The organism is Undibacterium umbellatum, assembly GCF_014284125.1.
Lineage (GTDB): Bacteria > Pseudomonadota > Gammaproteobacteria > Burkholderiales > Burkholderiaceae_D > Undibacterium > Undibacterium umbellatum.
The window spans coordinates 73,770-91,061 of record NZ_JACOFX010000014.1; the positions used below are offsets into that span (position 1 = coordinate 73,770).

Genomic DNA, 17,292 nt, shown 5'->3' on the forward strand with positions numbered 1-17,292 from the left:
GATATTAGAGGGTATATGAAACAGATTTCCAAACAATTTGCCGCATGCGCTGCCCTGGTCGCCGCCTGTATCGCAGCTCCAGTCATGGCTGATACCATACCAAATGCGTCTTCTCCTGGTATCGCCTCGAAATTGATCGTGCGTGGCACACTGGAAGGTGTGCAAGTGACGGATCTGCGTTCGCAGCGCAAAAATGATGTCATGGTAGTGCAGGCAGAGACCGTCAATCTGACCAACTACGATGTCCGTATCTATTATCGTTTTCGCTGGACCGATGCTGCCGGCATGCAAGTCGGCGATGGTGAAGTCTGGAAGCCATTGATGATACTGGGTCAACAAAGCCAGTTCATCAAAGGCACAGCCTATGGCCCGCAAGCGACGGATTTCAAGATCGAAATGAGTGCAGAGCCACGCTAATCGACAATAACAGTAACAAGATTATTTTTACGGAGTACATATGAAACGCATTTCCTCATTATCCAAAAGCTGCGCCCTGGTGGTGTTGCTCGGCCTGACACTTACTGCCTGCCAGACCAGGCTGTCCCAACCTACGGTCAGCCTGGCTCGCCAGACTACGTATGGTGATAACAAGGCAGTAGAAACTGTCACCAATGAGTTTGGTTCCACCGACTTGCAAATGATCGCCGAAAAAATGGTTGGTTCCCTGCTGGAAGATCCGGTGCTGGCAAATCGCCCGACCATGACTTTGGCTGGTGTACGCAACAAGACCAGCGAATACATCGATACCAAATCCATCATGAACAGTATTCAGACTGCATTGGTGAAAAGCCGCAAGGTGAAATTCACCCGTAGTGCAGATGAAATGCAACAAGGTGTCGATGAATTGCAACGCCAGAATCAAAGCGGTTTGTATAAAGCCCAGGGTAAGGCAAAGATCGGCAACATGGCGGCAGCCAAATATTCTCTGGAAGGTGAAATTGTTTCCATCGTTAAGCAAAATGCCAACACCAAAGACGTTTTTTACAAAATGACCTTGAAACTGTATGACGTTGAAGAAGGCTCCATCGAATGGCAAGACGAAAAAGAAATTCGTAAAACTTCCAAGCGCTAATCCTTAAAAGGGAAATACGATGTTGAATCTTAAAAAACTGATGGCAGGTTTGTTCTGCTCTGCAGCGGCATTCAGTGCCTATGCATCAGAACCAAAAATTGCCGTGACCGATCTGACTTATGAAGAAAAAGTCAGCGAATATTTCCGCGTGGTGTCTGCTTCCAGCAAGAGTAGCGTCAAGGGAAGTTATAGCGAGCGTGAAACCGACCGCAGCTACTCGCAGCGTGGCAATATCAACGCCAAGAGCGAAAGCAATTACTACGAGGCAGAAGGTTTTTATACCTATATTGACCGTGGCGAATTGAAAACCTATACGGCTGACCTGAAGGGTGCCTTGATCAAGGGCGGCGGTGTTCGCCTGGTGCAAGCGCGTCCTTACGTCGGCAAGCCCATGGAAAAAATTTACGACATCATCGGTCGTATCAAACAGGGCATGTATCCAGGTGCTGACTACGTCTTGTTTGGCACAGTCAGCAATATCCAGTTCCGCCAGGAAAGCAATCAACTACAATACGGCAATTCAATGACAGCCAGTTTGTCGCTGGACCTGGTTGCTGATTTCAGTCTCATCAACACCAAGACTTATGAAATCAAGGCGGCTTTCAGTGCCAGTGGTTCTGGCGTTGATACTAAGATCATCAGCCGTGCTGGTGACCGTGTTGTCTTCAATCGTGGCAAAGTGATGCAAGAAACATCTCGTAGTCTGGCTGATGCGGCCTACGATGAAATTCTTGTGCAGTTTGGTGCACCGCGTGGTGCCAACCGTGGCCAGAATGTCCGTATCCAGGGACAGCCAGTCGTTCCAGTGCAAAACACCGAGCCTGTGACCGTGTACAGATAGTTTTACAGGCTTCATAAAATGGCTGACACCTCGTGTCAGCCATTTTTTTGTCCACTGTTCTGTGCTACATGCGTACTGTCGGCCATGCATCAGGCATGGAAAGGTGAATTAATGTTGAAGTCAGGATTATTGCCGTCAACTTGCATTAAGATTTAATAACGTTAAATTTTTGCTATGTATGGTGGCACATGAGTGCAAACTACTTACCCATCTTTTCCAGGAATTTCCACTTGGAGCCTGTGGGCTATAACAGTGGAATCGAAAGTGAAGAAGAGGGGGCCGTCGAATCAGGGCAAGGCAAGCGTAATTGCCATGCTAACGATAGCGCAGCCAATGAGAGCATTTGCAAGACTGCCGTGATCGTCACGCATATGGCAGGCAAGCCGATTATCCACCGTTACTTTGTACTAGTGCCATGTCTAAGCCTGCACAGCGCGTGTTGATCGTATGCCACGCATTTTGGGAGGGGCTATCCCGTCTGCCCTATGTCCTGCATCAGACTGGTTGTGAAATCAGCGTATTTGGGCCACCCAAAAACTATGTGTCACGATCAAAATTTATCCGGCATCGTTTCTATTCCTCCAAGGAAATTGAGACGGCAATGGATCAGTTGCAGCAACACTTAAATCAGGTGGCAGAACCCTATGATTTCGTGTTGATTGGCGATGATCCCGTTTTGTATGCACTTGAGCGGCGGCGTGAAGAAGCCTGGGTAAAGGAAATTTTCCCCAGTCGCGCCGGTTTGGGAGGAATGGATTTCATTACCTCAAAGGCGAGTTTCATACAGCGCTGCCAACAGGAGCAAATTGCCGTACCGGATTTCGAGATATGCCATGACAAACCATCTTTGCGCGTGGCGGCGAGCCGTTTAGGGTATCCGTTGGTGATCAAGGAGGCGCAGGGATATGCCGGGTTGGCGGTGAGCATCGTTGCCGATCAGAAAAACCTTGAACTATACCCACTGGATATGCCAGTCATCGCGCAGCGTTTTGTCGCGGGGCGTCTGGGGAGCGCAGCAGTCTTCTACAAGAATGGACAATTACTTGCCTGGTTTTCTTATTACCGTGCCCGAACCTGGGGCGCTTTGGGACCATCGGCCGCGATAGAATTCTGCCATTTTCCCGAGCTGCAACAAATCCTGGAAAAACTGGGGTGCTTATCTGGTTTTCATGGTGCATGCGGTGTTGACTTTATTCAGGATGACAAGTCTGGTGGGCTGGTGTTACTGGAACAAAATTTTCGCCCTACACTGACGGTGGGACTAGGTCTGCACGCAGGTGTGGACAGTGTCGCTGCGTTGGCCGGCATACTGGGAATTGCGGGCTCGTCGCAAACAGATTTCCGCCAGGATACCTCGGTGAGCAAGTTACTCCCACTATTTCCGCAAGATGTATTCAGAGCGATAGAAGCAAGGGACTGGCGAGGACTATTGGCGTGGTGTACGCATGTTAGCTGGTGGCGGGAAATGAACTGGCGCGAATCCAAACTTTTTCTGTTTAATTGGCGCCAGATCATACGTCGTCTTCTTTCCAGTCAGGTTCGTCCGCTTCGGTGATCAAGCTTCAGGCGCAATATCGACTTTATACAAATTCTTGCCATCGATATCGTGCAAGGAAACGGTCATCGCCTTGGTCCTGGCATCGATTTTTGCGATACCAAAAAATTGCAGCAGTTCTGTAGGCGGCCGGTTTTGCTTCATGCCCTTCGGTACGCTGACATATTTCACATCTGGGCCAAAGGTCCGGTCAATTTCGTTAGGGCCAAAAGTGCCTGCATTCAACGGGCCACCGACAAATTCCCAAAAGGGCTTGAAGTCGGTGAAGCTGGCTTTGTCTGGTGAGTAAAAAGTCGCAGCCGCATAGTGAACGTCTGCGGTCACCCAGACGACATTCTTGATATTGTGCCGCTTGATGAACCTCAGTATCTCGGCAATTTCCAGTTCCCGTCCCAGTGGTTTGCCATGCTCGCCATTGGCCCAGGCTTCAGAATTGCCTTTGGGCACATCAGGGTTGAGGTCAGGCACGATGATGGAAATAGGCATATCACTGGCGATGACTTTCCAGGTTGAGCGTGAGCGCAACAATGCCTGCTTTAGCCATTGCAATTGAGGCTTGCCCAGGAAGCTTGCATCCTCATTAAAACTGCTTTGCAGATTCGGCGTATTCTTGCCGCGATAGCTGCGCTCATCCAGCATGAACACTTCCAGCAAGGGGCCGTAACTGAACATGCGGTAGATGCGGTCGGGATCATGCTGGTCTATGCGATAAGGATTGTATTCAAACATGGCGCGACGCGCGTTCGCCGCCAGGGTATTCAAGTCGCGTTGCTGGTAACGTTTTTCTGCTTCGCCTATCTGTTGGCCGGGATACCAGTTATTGCGCACTTCATGATCATCCCATTGCACCAGGAAAGGCACTTCCGCAGCAAAGCGGCGCTTGTTGGCATCCAGGAAGTTATAGGCAAAGTTGCCGCGATACTCGTCCAGGGTTTCTGCCACTTTGGCCTTGGCTGGCGTGACGATATTATTCCAGAGGCTGCCATCCTCCAGTTTGACTTGTGCCTGTATTGGGCCGTCGGCATAAATCTGGTCGCCGGAGTGGATAAAGAAATCAGGCTGGAAACGTCGCATGCTTTCATAAATGCGGTAGCCGCCAAAGGCTTCATTGATACCCCAGCCCTGGCCAGCTTCGTCACCAGAAAAGGCAAATGTAATATCTCGTTCTGTGCCGCCGGGGAGAAGCAAGCTGCCTTGCACTACTTCACTGCTGGCCGAAGGGTTTTGCAAATCCTGGAAACGTACGCGGTAAAAGGTACGCTGACCGGCAGGCAAGTCGCTGAGATCTACGCGCGCAGTGTAATCGCTGCTGGGAAGTGCCAGCGGACCACTGATGCTGTGGGAATTCTTGAATGACTCATTATTGGCATATTCGACCAGCATGCGGGCTGGTCTGTCGGTGCGGCTCCAGATGATAGCCTTGTCTTTATTAATGTCACCACTCATGACGCCACAAGGTATTTGCGGCCGCGACTTGTCGGCGGTGATGATGGCAGGAGCGCTGTTTTGAGCGCGTACAAACCTGGGCAGGGCCGCTCCGGCAATCAGTGCACCAGCGCCAGTGGTGGCATGACACAGAAAGCGGCGACGTTGCTGATGGCTCTTGTTTGATTCATGATCGTTTGACATGGCTATCCCGAACAATGGCTTTAGAAGTGACGTATTCTAAAGTGCCAGTATGACCAAGCTATGTCAATTCATTCAGCTAGCCAGCGCTATCAATGTCGCAGTCTCGTCATCACTCCTGTTTTTGCGGAAATCGATGACAGTGATCACTGTTGTCACCAGCATACCCAAGGGGAGCAGGCAGGCGCAAAGCATGATGATCCAGTTCAGATAAGGGGTGCGGGCCAGTATTCCTTGGTAGGGTGTGAATGGATGCTCGTTGGTGCTGCCTGCGTGGCTGGACTGATCATGAATATTGACCATTAACACTGTCAAGTCGTTCACCAGATGGGGGTGACTGCTGTTGTTATTCTCTGCGGGTGATGCGGTTGTTGCTGGCGGTAGCATTGCAAAGGCATGCGAGGCCAGAAACAAGTTCGTGACCAGACAGAGTAGTTGAAAGCAAGTGCGGATATGTCGATTGATGTCCATGGCATTTTTTGTGTATGGATACTAAATAGGACTTACGAAAAACCGCCCCAGCAGCGTTGCAGCTCCTAGCCGTGCTAAAGCGCTGTCTTCGTTGCTGACGCCTTGCTGGGACAATTTTGCGTAAGTCTATTAAAAAAACTGCCTGCCACTCGCAAGGCGAAAAGGCTGGCAGCAAAAGGGTGGGATATTCTGGCCGTGGCGGAAACTGATCAGTCGATTTTCCAGACGTATTGCACCTTGGTCCAGCTTTGTTGCGCCACGCCGTCTATCGTGCCTGGTGTGAAACGACATAGCGACAAGGCCTGGCTGGCAGCTCTGTCGAGTGCGCGATAGCCACTGCTTTCAAGGGTTTTGGTTTCGATAACCTTGCCATCGGTGCCTATCAGCATCGATAAAGTCACGGTGCCGGTTTCGCCAGTGCGTATGGAACTGCCCGGGTAGGCCGGTTTGTCGCAGGCATTCAGGTTGATGACTGCAGCGACATGGATGGGATTTTTTGGAACCGCTACAGCGGCCACTACTGTACCGTCCAAGGTGCCGCCCACTGTGCTTTTTCCGGTATCTTTTATACCAGTCTCGGTACTTGTAAGACCACTTTCATCTAGATTTTTCGGAAAACCTGAGGGGGGCTCCGGGACTATCAGCGGAGGATTTATCGGATTTTCCAGTTTGGTATCAAATTCAGGTGGTGGAATCTTTTCTTTTTCCACGGGCTTTTCGATCTGACTTATTTGGATTGGGCCTTCTGTTTTTGAGGTGATCTTAATCTTCATGCTACTCAGCAATACAGCAAGCAAAGCCACATGCAGCAAGGCGACGACACCCAAACGTGACATGCGCTGCAGGGGGTGTTGTTGGTTTTGTGTGAATTCCATATTGTTCTCCAGGTTTGGGGTCAGGCCAGCTACGGTCTTTCCGTAACTGGGACTAGCTGGGATAAGCAACATGCATTTCCATCCTTTTATAGTTTCAGGAAGTTGAAAATGGTATTTGCGTGCAATCCATGTGCTTTAAGATAGCAATAAATATGTCACTTGAAAAGTATTATTAATTATTTTTTTTGGAAATTAGGCTTCTTGTGCATGGCAGGCATGGACTTTTTTCGGATAAGTTCAGGAAGATAAATAGTTTTGGCATGGAGATCATGCTGCCAAATATCAGTCTTAAGGAGAATGGGCGCCGTGCTTGCTGGCAATTTATAGCCCCAAAGTTGGCAGAATCAATGACAATGATGTGATTGCTAGTAAAAAGTATTATCATTGCACCTAAAAGGTAAATTGATTTGCTAATCTATAAGGTGTTGTAATGATGCAAAATGGCATAAGAGTATTGCTGGCGGATGATCATCCCATCGTGATGACAGGCTTTGCCATGTCTCTCAATAATCTGGGTATCAAGGTGCTGGGGCAGGCCAAAACGCCGCAAGAGGCATTTGAGCAATATGCTGCCTTGCAGCCAGACGTGGTAATACTGGACATACGCTTTGGAGCAGACCTGACGGGCCTGGATGTCGCCCGCGATATTCTGGCGCAATATGCCGATGCCAGGATTATTTTCCTCAGTCAGTTTGATCAGGATGCATTGATCAAGGAGGCTTACCGCCTGGGAGCAAAGGCCTTTGTGACCAAGGATTGTGATCCAGCAGATCTGGCGACCGCGGTGCAGCGTGCCCACCAGGGTGAATTGTATTTCTTGCCGCAGATCGCTGAGCGGCTGGCAAATTTATCAGTGCGCGGTGATGAGTCGCCACAATCGCTGCTCAATGAGCGTGATCTGGAAATTTTCAAGCTCATGGCAGAAGGTCTGACCAATGCCGAGATCGCCGAAAGACTGGATTTGTCCTTGAAGACCATCAGCAATGTCAGTCAAACCATCAAGGAGAAACTGGGCGTACACCGTCCTGCCTATATTACCAAGCTGGCAGTCAAACATGGCCTGATTGCGCCATGATGCAGTTGAAGGTACAGGCAAGCTTGCAGACTAACGCGCAGGCAGAGGCGCAATGAATTTGTCTGCGCTACTCTGGCGCAACTGGAATTTGCGCTCGCGCCTCTTGCTGATCATCTTGCTGCCAGTGATCTATATGTTTTGTTCCATGGTCTGGTACACCTACCATTCCAGACTGGAAGAAGGCAAAGGCGAGTTGGCAGAGCGCGCCTATGTGGTATCGACTGCACTGGCAGAAAGTGTGGAATACAATCTGCTGACCAGGAACCTGGCCGGGCTGAAAAGCACCATGACCGATGTCATGCTGTCAGATCGCAGCATCTACAGAATTGATGTGCTTGATGCTGACAGGACTCATGTTTTGCATGTTATTTCTTCTGAAAAAGCCCTCAGCACGGAACGCTTTGTCGAAGTTCCGGTCAGACGTCAACTGGTGTGGGTTAATTTGCTTAACGACGCACAAAATGTCAGGGCAGATGGTTTGGCGCTGGATGCAGGCAAGGCCGATGGAAAAAATGCCGCAAAAAATGCCAGTGTATTAGGCTACGTCAGAGTCACCATGACGGCTACGCGCATGCTGGCCAGGCATAGTCAGCGTTTCATGTTTGAGCTGGCCATCAGTGCGCTGGCCTTGTTTGTAAGTGCCGTGCTGGCCGTCTACTTGTCGCTGAGTTTGACGCATCCCTTGCAGATGGCGATAGAAACCCTGCGCGAAATACGGGAGGGTGATTATTCCAGTACACTGGAAGTGACTACCGGTGGAGAGATAGGTGATTTGCAGACTTCCATCAATGCCATGTCGGTCAGCCTGCAGCAAGCCAAACAAGACCTGGAAAACAAGGTACAGGAAAGAACGCAGGACTTGATGGCATCCCGCAACGAAGCCTTGAAAGCCAATGCAGAAAAACGCAAGCTGATACAAAAAGTGCATAGCATAGTGGAAGATGAACGCAAAAGCATTGCCATAGAAATTCATGATGAACTGAATGCTTCACTGATTGCTGCCAGACTAGAGGCACAGCGCATACAACACCTGGCCGCACAGATAGAAACGAGCGAAGTCAATGGTGAAGCCGCAGGCGAAATTCAGGAGCGCGCCAAAGCCATCACCAAGATGACTCTGGATTTATACGCAAATGGCCGTAATCTGGTCAGGCGCCTGCGCCCTGAAGTGCTGGACATGCTGGGTTTGCAGGGAGCTGTGGAAGATATGCTCAGGCATTACAACAGCAATGCACAAGGCTGCCAGTTTCATTTTGATAGCGAAGGTGATTTTTCAGGGCTCGATAGCGGCCTGGCGATTTCAGTCTACCGCATCATACAAGAGGCTTTGTCCAACGTCATGAAGCATGCGCAAGCGACGCAGGTAGAAGTGGCTTTGACCATGCTGGAAGCGCAGCACAGTTTGCAGATAGAAGTCAGTGACAATGGCCAGGGTTTTGATATTCACCATAGTTCAGCAGGGATAGGTATTACAGGCATGCGTGAGCGCGTGGCTGCCTTTCATGGTGAGATTGATTTGCAATCGTCGGCAGAAGAGGGTACGCAGCTCATCATACGTTTCCCTGTGGCTACAACTTGAGTGCAGGGGATGATAAATATGGCTAAAGCAAGCAAGCCTGTTTTTTTGTTGTGAGTGAATTTTTAAACGGATAAGCAAGATGAAGCGCTTGTTGAAAATTTTTCTGGCCATCATGCTGCTAACAGCATGCGTCGGCATTGCGATACTGCAGAACTGGATTTCTGATCCTGCCGATGCCTACCTGGTTTTCTTTGCCGTGTTTGCAGTTTTCACTATCTGGGTAATCTTCAAGGTACTTACTACCGTTTTCCGCCACAATGAAAGCTTGATTGCATGTCCGAAATGCAAAATGCGTACAGATAGCCTGAGAGAAGAATGTATGTGGTGTGATCAGGGGCTGCCCGAAAGTTAAGAAATCGAAGCACAACATCCTGAGATGTTGTGCTTCGTGCCGATCTATGCGAATCAAAAAGAGTATGCAGGAAGCCGTGTCAACAGGCTGTCTTTAGCAAACTTAATCCAGCCCCAGCAAGCTATTCAAGCCAGACATTTCTTCACGCCACAGGACTTGCTGTTGCACTTTTTGGTGCCTGGGTTTGCGTGCAAGATCTGCTTGCAGCAATTCCTCCAGTTCACACAATCTTTGCAAAGCCAGTTCGGTGTCATTGATAACAGGCTCCGCAACTTTGACAGTTCCTGCAACATGCCCTTGCAGTTCTGAACCTGGAGAGGGTTTATTGCGCAAACACTGGTAAGCGCTTTCTGCATCCAGCCATCTTTCCAGATGGCCATCCTGGACCACCCAGAATTCCTGGCAACTTTGCTCTATCAAATCCCGGTCGTGTGATACCAGTAAAAAGGCGCCAGCAAATCCCGCCAGCGCGGCTGTCAATTCCTGCTTGCCCTGCATGTCCAGATGATTGGTAGGTTCATCCAGAAACAGTAGATGATAGCTGGCCATCGATAGTGCCAGGAATAACAGGCGCGCTCTTTCACCACCACTCAGCGATGCCACTTTTTGCTGATGCCGGTGATACGGGAAGCCTGCCGAAATCAGGGCCTGCTTGCGCGCAAGCTCTGTTCTGGCAGTCTCCGAGCTGGCGACAAAGGGATAGAGCGCTTCTGGCAGGCTGGCATCACTGTTGAGCTGCTGCAAAGACTGGTCGTAATAACCTATTTGCGCTGCCGCATGCCAGCGTATTTGTGAAGAAATTTCTCCTGACAGTATCGCTTGCCAGCATTGCCTGAGCAGGGAAGATTTGCCTGTGCCGTTCGCGCCCAGCAAAGCGATTTTGTTGCCCGGTCGTATGCTGAATTGCTCCAGCATGAATAAACCAGGCAAGTCCGGCATGGCTCTGACGGTCAGGTTTTCCAGTTGCAGCAAATGATTGGCCGCTGAAGCCTTGCCATGCAATTGCAAAGTCCAGGGCTGGCCTTCTGTGACAGTGGTTTGTTCTTCCTTTAGCCGGTCAGCGCGTCTTTGCATGGTCTTGGCTTTGCGTGCCAGTTTTTCATTGTCGTAGACACTGCCCCAGATAGCCAGACGCTTGCTACTGGCAGTCACACGGTCTATCTCTGATTGCTCGGCGTCACGCCTGGCCTGTGCTGCTTCATCTGCCAGAGCCAGAGACTGCAGGGCTTCTGAGCATGGCTGGTCGAAACAAGTGATTTGCCTGTCACGCAAGATCCAGCTTTGTCGTGTCACACGGTTCAACAGGCGCTGATCATGTGACACCAGCACGAAAGCGCCTTTCCAATTCAGCAAGAATTCTTCCAGCCATAACAAAGATGGCAAGTCGAGGTGATTGCTGGGTTCATCCAGCAGCAAAAGATTAGGGTCGCGCAGCAAGGCACGCCCCAACAGCAAGCGGGTATGCTGACCACCGGATAGTGATTGTACTGGGACTTCAGCAGTGGCAGCATCGATGCCCAGCTCGTGCAAGAGGCTGTCAACGCGCCAGTGCAATTCCGGCATGTCGTCTATGGCATCTAGCATGGCATTGTAGAGGCTGAGCGCATGCAGGGCAGGTGGTAAATGTTGCTCCACATATTGCAGACGACATAGTCGTGCCATTTGTATGCCACCGCTATTGGCGCTGCGTTGTCCGGCCAACAAGGAAAGCAGGGTGGACTTGCCGCTGCCATTGTGGCCTATCAAGCCTATGCGCTGGCCAACTTGCAGGGTGAAGTTAAGATCCTGGAATAAAACGCCGTGGGTGGTTTCCAGTTGTAATGCTTGTGAAGATAATAAGGTAGTCATGCTCTTGTCTTTGATTTGGGATGCAAGCATCCACGTCAACAGGAGCGCTAACGATATGAGCCGAGAACAGGCCCGGAGGGTAAGTGGGATAAATGTGCTCTCGTCTGATTATCGCAGCGCGATGGAACCGGGACAAGAGTGGGCAAATATACCAAAGTTAGATACGCGCCAAACTGCGTATTTAATTACTTCCATGTTTCCTCCTTTCTGTAAAAAGAAGTTGATCGAAACTCGATTTTATTGAAGTTTTCTGTGCGGGGCAAGTTCGCCCCGCTTACTTTCTCACTTGTCGGCTCACTTACCTGAACGCGCACTTGCCGCATAATCATGCTGAAATACCAACCGTCAGTGTGACGACATAGCCCATGCTGGCACTGCCAGTAACGCTGACCATTTGCAGGCCGGTGCCATCGCTGAAGACATTGTCAGTTGCATAGCTGATACGCGAGAGATTGCGCACGCTGTTGGTGTAGCCAGTAGCCTGGTAGGCTTCATTTAAGGTTGTCATGGGGAAAGTGAATTGTGAAGTCTTGACCTTGTTAATGGCACTGCTAGTCTTGGTCAGACTGGGATAAACCTCGAAATGCACATGGGGCATGCGTCCGTCGTAGCAGCCAGGGAAAATCGTGGTAAAACTAACATTGCCGTTGCTATCGGTTTCTTGCACGCCGCGTAGATAGTTTTCTGCAGTGACGCCGGCTGAATACATGGAATAATTGCCATCACGGTCACAATGCCAGAGATAAATCGCGTATCCAGCCAGCGAAGCACAACTGCTTTTGGTATTCACCAGTTGCAGTTTGATTGTCAAAGGCACGCCTGCTGCCACACCACTTGCTCCCGCGATGCTGGAGCGTATGTCGCTGCGTACGATGCCAGACAATGTCAGGGAGTTGGCGATGCCGCCTGCATTGCTATTGCTGCCATCACCAGGGTAAGGGCCAGCAGTTTCTTCAGGGATGATGCTGCAAGAGGCGCTGCTGGCACCAGTCGTTGTACCGGTTGTCGTACTGGTCGTGGTACCGCTGCTGGTCGCTGCGCTTGTGGATGCCGTGCTGGCATCACTGCCGCCACAGCCCAGCAGGGTAATGGCGCCACCGGCTGATAGCCAGCGCAGCATTTTCCTGCGTGATGCTGCTGTTTGCATGAGAGTCTTAAGGTCGTTTTCCAGTTGGTTGCTATGCATATCCATGATGTCTTTTCCTGATGGGGGTGGGCTTGCTGCATTGTGTCGTGGCGGCTTGTTAAGCGCAGTAAAGCAAAGGTAAAGTTAGGTAAGGATTTTGTGTCATGTGCGAATGGGAGTGTAAAAGCAGGTAAATTTTTCCAGGTGCAGTGACGGCTTTGCTATCATCAAGACATAAAATTTACTGTCCTTCAAAACATGACCAAGGTATTGCTCGCAGACGATGATGTCGAACTGGTAGGGATGCTCAAGGAGTACCTTGAGCGTGAAGGCTTTGTCATTACGACAGCGTACGATGGTGAGCAGGCTGTGAAAGAAGCGCTGTCTGGCCAGCATGCGATTGTCGTGCTGGATGTCATGATGCCGCGCATGAATGGGATTGATGCCCTGCGCCGGATACGTGAACACAGCCGCATGCCAGTGCTGATGCTGACCGCCCGGGGGGACGATGTAGACCGCATTATCGGACTGGAACTGGGAGCCGACGACTATGTCCCCAAGCCTTGTACGCCGCGTGAATTACTGGCCAGACTCAGGGCAATCTTGCGACGCACAGAAATGGGCATGGCGGCTGACCAGGACAGGCAATGTCTGGTCGTAGGCGCACTGCAATTATGGCCGGGCCAGCGTCGGGCAGAATGGAATAACAAATTGCTGGACCTGACCAGCACGGAATTCAGCTTGCTGGAACTGCTGGCCAGAAATGCCGGGCAAACCGTCAGCAAGAATGACTTGTCTGAACAAGGGCTAGGTCGCCCTCTCGCCAGATTTGACAGGAATATCGATGTCCACCTGAGCAGCATACGCCAGAAAATCAGTGCCTTTGCCGATGGCCGCACCATCATACAGACAGTGTACCGCCAGGGTTACATGCTGACACGAGAGTGAGTATGCTAAAACTGGGACGACTATTCTGGAAATTCTTTTTCTTCATCTGGCTGGCGCAGTTGACCGCAATCGCCGGTATCAGCATCACTTTCTGGATCAAACACAGCAACGAAGAACTTGCCAGATCAGCCGCCACGAGCATGAATGCCAGCAAACTCGTGGAAGAGGGGCGCTATGGACCAGGCCCAGGGCGAGTTTTCCATCACGGTGAAGGCCCTGGGAAACCACCTGGCGATTTTGCGTCGCCAGCAATGGGGAAACGCAAACCGCCACCTGATAACGGCGGGATGCGCACTCTGATCCCCATGACATGTGCTTTGCTAGCCAGCTTGCTGTTTGCAGCTTTGATGGCCTGGTATATGTCCAAACCCATACGCAGGCTGAGTGAAGCATTTCAGGCGCTGGCGGGTGGCAAGCTGCATGCGCGCATAGGAGACAGCATGGGACAGCGCAAGGACGAGCTGACTGAACTTGGCCGCGACTTTGACCGCATGGCCGAGCAATTGACAGGCGCCTTGCAAAATCAGCGCCGTCTTTTGCACGATGTCTCGCACGAACTGCGTTCACCACTAGCACGTTTGCAGGCTGCTATCGGTCTGGCCCGCCAGCAGCCCGACAAGGCTGAAGAGTACATGGTACGTATGGACAGGGAAGCCGTGCGCATGGACAAACTGGTGGGCGAAATCCTGACCCTGTCGCGCCTCGAAGCAGGCGCGCAAGCCGGGCAAGACTTGATCTATATGGATGAGTTATTTGCCGAGCTGACCGACAATGCACAGTTTGAAGCCAGCAATGCAGGCAAAGTTTTCAAGGTTGCATTTTCTGCTGATGAAATCAGCAAGACTTGTGTGCGGGGCAGTTATGAACTGCTACATCGAGCGCTGGAAAATGTCTTGCGCAATGCCATCCGGCATACCGCGCCAGATACTGCCGTGAGTTTGCAGGCACACGTCAAGCAGGGGCAACTGCATATTCAGGTGCTGGATGAAGGAAGTGGTGTGCCGGAAGCTGAATTGCAGAGCATCTTCCAGCCTTTTTATCGCAGTGTGCTGGCAGAACATACCGGTGATGGTTATGGCCTGGGTCTGGCGATTACCCAGCGGGTGATACTGGCACACGCTGGCAGCATTACTGCCAGCAATCGCCAGCCTGCTGGACTCTGCATGCAGATGATACTGCCAGTTGCCTTTGCTTAGGTTGGCAAAGGCAAGAACAGGCTGACTGTCAAACCGCCCCCTTCACGGTTTTGCAGGCTGATCCTGCCACCATGGGCTTCGATGATTTCACGCACCAGTGCCAGCCCCAGACCTGTGCCGCTGCGTTTGGTGGAATAGAAGGGGATCAGGGCATTCGACATCACTGTATCTGTCATACCGCTGCCCCTGTCCATGACTTCTATGCGCGTTACGCCTTGCAATGCCCTGATGCTGAGGCTGACATCATCGGCCCGGGAGCCAGATTCATGGGCATTCTTCAAGAGGTTCAGCAAGGCATGTTCCATCTGCGCACGGTCCATGCTGACGACTTCATCCGGCAGGCTGTCAACGACGGTGAAAATGACTTGCGACTTCAAGCCTGCAATGAAGCTGTGCCAGTGCGTGCTTTCCAGCCTGGGTGTCGGCAATTTGGCGAAGCGTGCATAACCATCGATAAAACTTTCCAGATGGCGGGTACGTTCCTCTATGGTCTGCAAGATGCCGGGCAGGCGTTCAGTCTGCCCACGCCCTACAAGTACGGCAGCAGAATTTGCCAGCGAGGCAATGGGTGCGAGCGAATTATTCAATTCATGGCTGATCACACGTATGACTTTTTTCCAGGTCTGCACTTCCTGGCGACGCAACTCCACCGTCAAATGGCGAAGCAGGAATAATTCATGGTGACGGCCATTCAGGCTGAAGTGGCGGCGTGCCAGATGATAAACTTCTTCCTCCTCTTCCGGGTCTTTGGCTGCGACAGTGAACAGGCCATCGCCACCGCGCAGTATGGCTTCTCGCAATGAGGCCGAAACTTGCATCATCACTTCATTGAAGCTGAAACCTTCCAGCTTGCGACCCTGGTTCAGTAATTGTCTGGCAGCGATATTGGCAAACACGATGGGCCCGTGGTCAGCTACCAGCATCATTGCTACCGGGGTATTCTGCACCATGGTATCAAGCAGTAATTCGCGCTGGACCAGATCCAGTCTTTGCTTGCGCAAGACATCACCCAATGCATTGTGGGCATCCACCAACTCACCCAGTTCATCTTTCAAGGGCCAGTGCACACCGATGGAAAAGTCATTGTCCTGATAACTGATGACCGTGCCAGCCAGGGTATGGAACAAACGTATCATGTCGAGCAACTGGCTGCGCATCATGCCGACCCCCAGCGGCAAGATGATCAGCAGGCTGAGGCCAGCAGCCAGCCAGATTTGATCTGGCAGCAAATGCAGCATCAGCATGCTGATGGCGACTGCCAGCAACAATATTGCCACCATCAACAAACTAAGACGAGTCAATATGGAAAACAGCGAGCGTTTTCCAGGCACGCTGCCGCTGGCTGGTGGAGGTGTCTGGAAAGTCATGCGCTGCGGCTGATGCCCAGTCTGTCCATGCGGCGATACAGAGCCTGGCGGCTCAGGCCCAGTTCGGCAGCAGCCTGCGCTACTACGCCGCGAGCTTTTTGCAGTGCGCGTTCTATCGCATCCTTGTCTGGCTCTTGCTCGTTGACCCAGCTATTCGCCAATGGCAGGCCCAGATCCGTGGGCATGATTTCAGTTTTGGCGGCCAGCAGGCAGGCGCGTTGCATGACATTTTTAAGTTCCCTGACATTGCCCGGCCAGGCATATTGCACCAGTGCCGATGCCGTGCTGGGATGCAGGGTCTTGCCATTGCTGAGGAAGTATTCAGCCAGCGGCAAGATGTCGCCCGTGCGTTCTGCCAGCGTGGGCAAATGCAGTTCTATGACGTTTAATCGGTACAGCAAATCCTGGCGGAAACTGCCAGCTTTGATCATGGCGGCCAGATCGGCATTGGTGGCGCTTAAGACACGTACCTTGACCTGCCTTTCCTTATTCGAGCCCAGCCTTTCAAAACGCCCGGTTTCCAGCACGCGTAATAATTTCATTTGCCCGGCCAGTGGCAGGTTACCGATTTCATCAAGGAACAGGGTGCCCCCGTCTGCGGCTTCAAACTTGCCTTCGCGCGCTTTGCTGGCACCTGTATAGGCACCGGCTTCGGCACCAAACAGTTCTGCTTCTATCAGTTCGGCTGGCAGTGCACCGCAATTGAGCACCACAAAAGGGCCATCCTTGACACTGGAATTGGCCTGTATGATTTCAGCAATTCTTTCCTTGCCCGCGCCATTCGGGCCGGTGATCAGCACTGGCACATCAGCGCGCGCTACCTGACACGCCATGCCAAGCACGCGTTCGGTAGCTGCATCATTCCAGACCAGATTGCAGAGATTGAATTTTTGCTCCAGCTCGCGCTTTTGCTTGCGTTCGCGTTGCAGTCTTTGTTGCAGGGCGCGGTTGCTTTGTCCCAGTTCGATCAAATTCCTGACTGTGGTCAGCAGTTTCTGGTCATTCCAGGGTTTGCCGAGATAGTCAGCCGCGCCTGACCTGATCAATTCCACCGCCGCATCCAGATGCGTCCAGGCTGTCAGCAAGATGACGGGCAGATCAGGGTAGCGTTTGCGTATTTCTGTGAACAGGGCACGGCCTTCATCACCAGAGGTGGTGTCGGCCGTGAAGTTCATGTCCTGTATCACCAGGTCGACAGTCTGGTGCTCCAGCATCGCCAGCCCTTGTTCTGGCGATGTGGCGCAGACTGCATCAATATCATGCAGGGAAAACAGCACTTCCAGTGCCACCGCGACGGTGGCGTTATCATCGATAATTAATACGGTAGGCATTGTCAGTGTTCAGGTTTTCAGGGCATCAGG

16 protein-coding genes are annotated in these 17,292 nt (G+C 51.5%); 9 read left to right on the forward strand and 7 right to left on the reverse strand.

Going from position 1 to position 17,292, the window contains the following annotated elements:
* The first annotated feature begins 15 nt into the window (after positions 1-15).
* From H8L47_RS21405 to H8L47_RS21420, 4 genes are all read left to right on the forward strand, one after another.
* Positions 16-417: a YcfL family protein gene (locus tag H8L47_RS21405; RefSeq protein ID WP_186955632.1), complete on the forward strand. Its 402-nt coding sequence runs from the start codon at positions 16-18 to the stop codon at positions 415-417.
* 40 nt (positions 418-457) lie between these two features.
* The gene (gene lpoB, locus H8L47_RS21410; RefSeq protein WP_186955633.1) at positions 458-1,072 is read left to right on the forward strand and encodes a penicillin-binding protein activator LpoB; all 615 of its coding nucleotides are present in this window, start codon (positions 458-460) and stop codon (positions 1,070-1,072) included.
* Positions 1,073-1,091: 19 nt separating this feature from the next.
* Positions 1,092-1,913, forward strand: a complete 822-nt coding sequence (locus H8L47_RS21415) for a penicillin-binding protein activator LpoB (protein ID WP_186955634.1) — start codon at positions 1,092-1,094, stop codon at positions 1,911-1,913.
* Positions 1,914-2,328: 415 nt separating this feature from the next.
* Complete coding sequence (locus H8L47_RS21420; RefSeq protein WP_186955635.1) at positions 2,329-3,468, forward strand: ATP-grasp domain-containing protein; 1,140 nt, start codon at positions 2,329-2,331, stop codon at positions 3,466-3,468.
* On the opposite strand, the gene H8L47_RS21425 is transcribed toward H8L47_RS21420, so the two are convergent.
* The 3 genes from H8L47_RS21425 to H8L47_RS21435 form a co-directional block, all read right to left on the reverse strand.
* Positions 3,469-5,097 (reverse strand): alkaline phosphatase D family protein, encoded by a 1,629-nt coding sequence (locus tag H8L47_RS21425; RefSeq protein WP_186955636.1) that lies wholly within the window; start codon positions 5,095-5,097, stop codon positions 3,469-3,471.
* Positions 5,098-5,169: 72 nt separating this feature from the next.
* Positions 5,170-5,565: a hypothetical protein gene (locus H8L47_RS21430; RefSeq protein ID WP_186955637.1), complete on the reverse strand. Its 396-nt coding sequence runs from the start codon at positions 5,563-5,565 to the stop codon at positions 5,170-5,172.
* A 209-nt stretch (positions 5,566-5,774) separates the two neighbouring features.
* A complete protein-coding gene (locus H8L47_RS21435; RefSeq protein WP_186955638.1) occupies positions 5,775-6,440 on the reverse strand; it encodes an energy transducer TonB in 666 nt (221 codons plus the stop codon).
* A gap of 430 nt (positions 6,441-6,870) precedes the next feature.
* Between H8L47_RS21435 and H8L47_RS21440 the strand changes: the two genes are divergently transcribed.
* The 3 genes from H8L47_RS21440 (at position 6,871) to H8L47_RS21450 (ending at position 9,446) form a co-directional block, all read left to right on the forward strand.
* A complete protein-coding gene (locus tag H8L47_RS21440; RefSeq protein ID WP_186955639.1) occupies positions 6,871-7,515 on the forward strand; it encodes a response regulator in 645 nt (214 codons plus the stop codon).
* 52 nt (positions 7,516-7,567) lie between these two features.
* Positions 7,568-9,094, forward strand: a complete 1,527-nt coding sequence (locus H8L47_RS21445; RefSeq protein ID WP_186955640.1) for an ATP-binding protein — start codon at positions 7,568-7,570, stop codon at positions 9,092-9,094.
* A gap of 79 nt (positions 9,095-9,173) precedes the next feature.
* Complete coding sequence (locus tag H8L47_RS21450) at positions 9,174-9,446, forward strand: hypothetical protein (protein ID WP_186955641.1); 273 nt, start codon at positions 9,174-9,176, stop codon at positions 9,444-9,446.
* A 102-nt stretch (positions 9,447-9,548) separates the two neighbouring features.
* Here the strand turns inward: H8L47_RS21450 and H8L47_RS21455 are convergent, their stop codons facing one another.
* Together H8L47_RS21455 and H8L47_RS21460 are read right to left on the reverse strand one after the other, a co-directional pair.
* Complete coding sequence (locus H8L47_RS21455; RefSeq protein ID WP_186955642.1) at positions 9,549-11,294, reverse strand: ATP-binding cassette domain-containing protein; 1,746 nt, start codon at positions 11,292-11,294, stop codon at positions 9,549-9,551.
* Between the two features lie 325 nt (positions 11,295-11,619).
* Entirely contained in the window at positions 11,620-12,486 is an 867-nt protein-coding gene (locus H8L47_RS21460; protein ID WP_186955643.1) for a dioxygenase family protein, read from the reverse strand.
* A gap of 192 nt (positions 12,487-12,678) precedes the next feature.
* On the opposite strand from H8L47_RS21460, the gene H8L47_RS21465 reads away from it, so the two are divergent.
* Both H8L47_RS21465 and H8L47_RS21470 read left to right on the forward strand, forming a co-directional pair.
* Positions 12,679-13,368 (forward strand): response regulator, encoded by a 690-nt coding sequence (locus H8L47_RS21465; protein WP_186955644.1) that lies wholly within the window; start codon positions 12,679-12,681, stop codon positions 13,366-13,368.
* Between the two features lie 2 nt (positions 13,369-13,370).
* A complete protein-coding gene (locus H8L47_RS21470; protein ID WP_230413854.1) occupies positions 13,371-14,564 on the forward strand; it encodes an ATP-binding protein in 1,194 nt (397 codons plus the stop codon).
* On the opposite strand, the gene H8L47_RS21475 is transcribed toward H8L47_RS21470, so the two are convergent.
* Together H8L47_RS21475 and H8L47_RS21480 are read right to left on the reverse strand one after the other, a co-directional pair.
* Positions 14,561-15,931 (reverse strand): sensor histidine kinase, encoded by a 1,371-nt coding sequence (locus tag H8L47_RS21475; protein WP_186955645.1) that lies wholly within the window; start codon positions 15,929-15,931, stop codon positions 14,561-14,563. The genes H8L47_RS21470 and H8L47_RS21475 overlap by 4 nt on opposite strands.
* Positions 15,928-17,262: a sigma-54-dependent transcriptional regulator gene (locus H8L47_RS21480; protein ID WP_186955646.1), complete on the reverse strand. Its 1,335-nt coding sequence runs from the start codon at positions 17,260-17,262 to the stop codon at positions 15,928-15,930. The genes H8L47_RS21475 and H8L47_RS21480 overlap by 4 nt, the downstream gene beginning before the upstream one ends.
* Positions 17,263-17,292 lie beyond the last annotated feature (30 nt).

Excerpts from the sequence above, each read along its gene's own strand:
- H8L47_RS21450 (WP_186955641.1), top strand. The coding sequence starts at position 9,174 with ATGAAGCGCTTGTTGAAAATTTTTCTGGCCATCATGCTGCTAACAGCA.
- H8L47_RS21455 (WP_186955642.1), bottom strand. The coding sequence starts at position 11,294 with ATGACTACCTTATTATCTTCACAAGCATTACAACTGGAAACCACCCAC.
- H8L47_RS21425 (WP_186955636.1), bottom strand. The coding sequence starts at position 5,097 with ATGTCAAACGATCATGAATCAAACAAGAGCCATCAGCAACGTCGCCGC.
- lpoB (WP_186955633.1), top strand. The coding sequence starts at position 458 with ATGAAACGCATTTCCTCATTATCCAAAAGCTGCGCCCTGGTGGTGTTG.
- H8L47_RS21435 (WP_186955638.1), bottom strand. The coding sequence starts at position 6,440 with ATGGAATTCACACAAAACCAACAACACCCCCTGCAGCGCATGTCACGT.
- H8L47_RS21470 (WP_230413854.1), top strand. The coding sequence starts at position 13,371 with ATGCTAAAACTGGGACGACTATTCTGGAAATTCTTTTTCTTCATCTGG.
- H8L47_RS21465 (WP_186955644.1), top strand. The coding sequence starts at position 12,679 with ATGACCAAGGTATTGCTCGCAGACGATGATGTCGAACTGGTAGGGATG.
- H8L47_RS21415 (WP_186955634.1), top strand. The coding sequence starts at position 1,092 with ATGTTGAATCTTAAAAAACTGATGGCAGGTTTGTTCTGCTCTGCAGCG.
- H8L47_RS21405 (WP_186955632.1), top strand. The coding sequence starts at position 16 with ATGAAACAGATTTCCAAACAATTTGCCGCATGCGCTGCCCTGGTCGCC.
- H8L47_RS21480 (WP_186955646.1), bottom strand. The coding sequence starts at position 17,262 with ATGCCTACCGTATTAATTATCGATGATAACGCCACCGTCGCGGTGGCA.
- H8L47_RS21430 (WP_186955637.1), bottom strand. The coding sequence starts at position 5,565 with ATGGACATCAATCGACATATCCGCACTTGCTTTCAACTACTCTGTCTG.
- H8L47_RS21475 (WP_186955645.1), bottom strand. The coding sequence starts at position 15,931 with ATGACTTTCCAGACACCTCCACCAGCCAGCGGCAGCGTGCCTGGAAAA.
- H8L47_RS21420 (WP_186955635.1), top strand. The coding sequence starts at position 2,329 with ATGTCTAAGCCTGCACAGCGCGTGTTGATCGTATGCCACGCATTTTGG.
- H8L47_RS21445 (WP_186955640.1), top strand. The coding sequence starts at position 7,568 with ATGAATTTGTCTGCGCTACTCTGGCGCAACTGGAATTTGCGCTCGCGC.
- H8L47_RS21440 (WP_186955639.1), top strand. The coding sequence starts at position 6,871 with ATGATGCAAAATGGCATAAGAGTATTGCTGGCGGATGATCATCCCATC.
- H8L47_RS21460 (WP_186955643.1), bottom strand. The coding sequence starts at position 12,486 with ATGGATATGCATAGCAACCAACTGGAAAACGACCTTAAGACTCTCATG.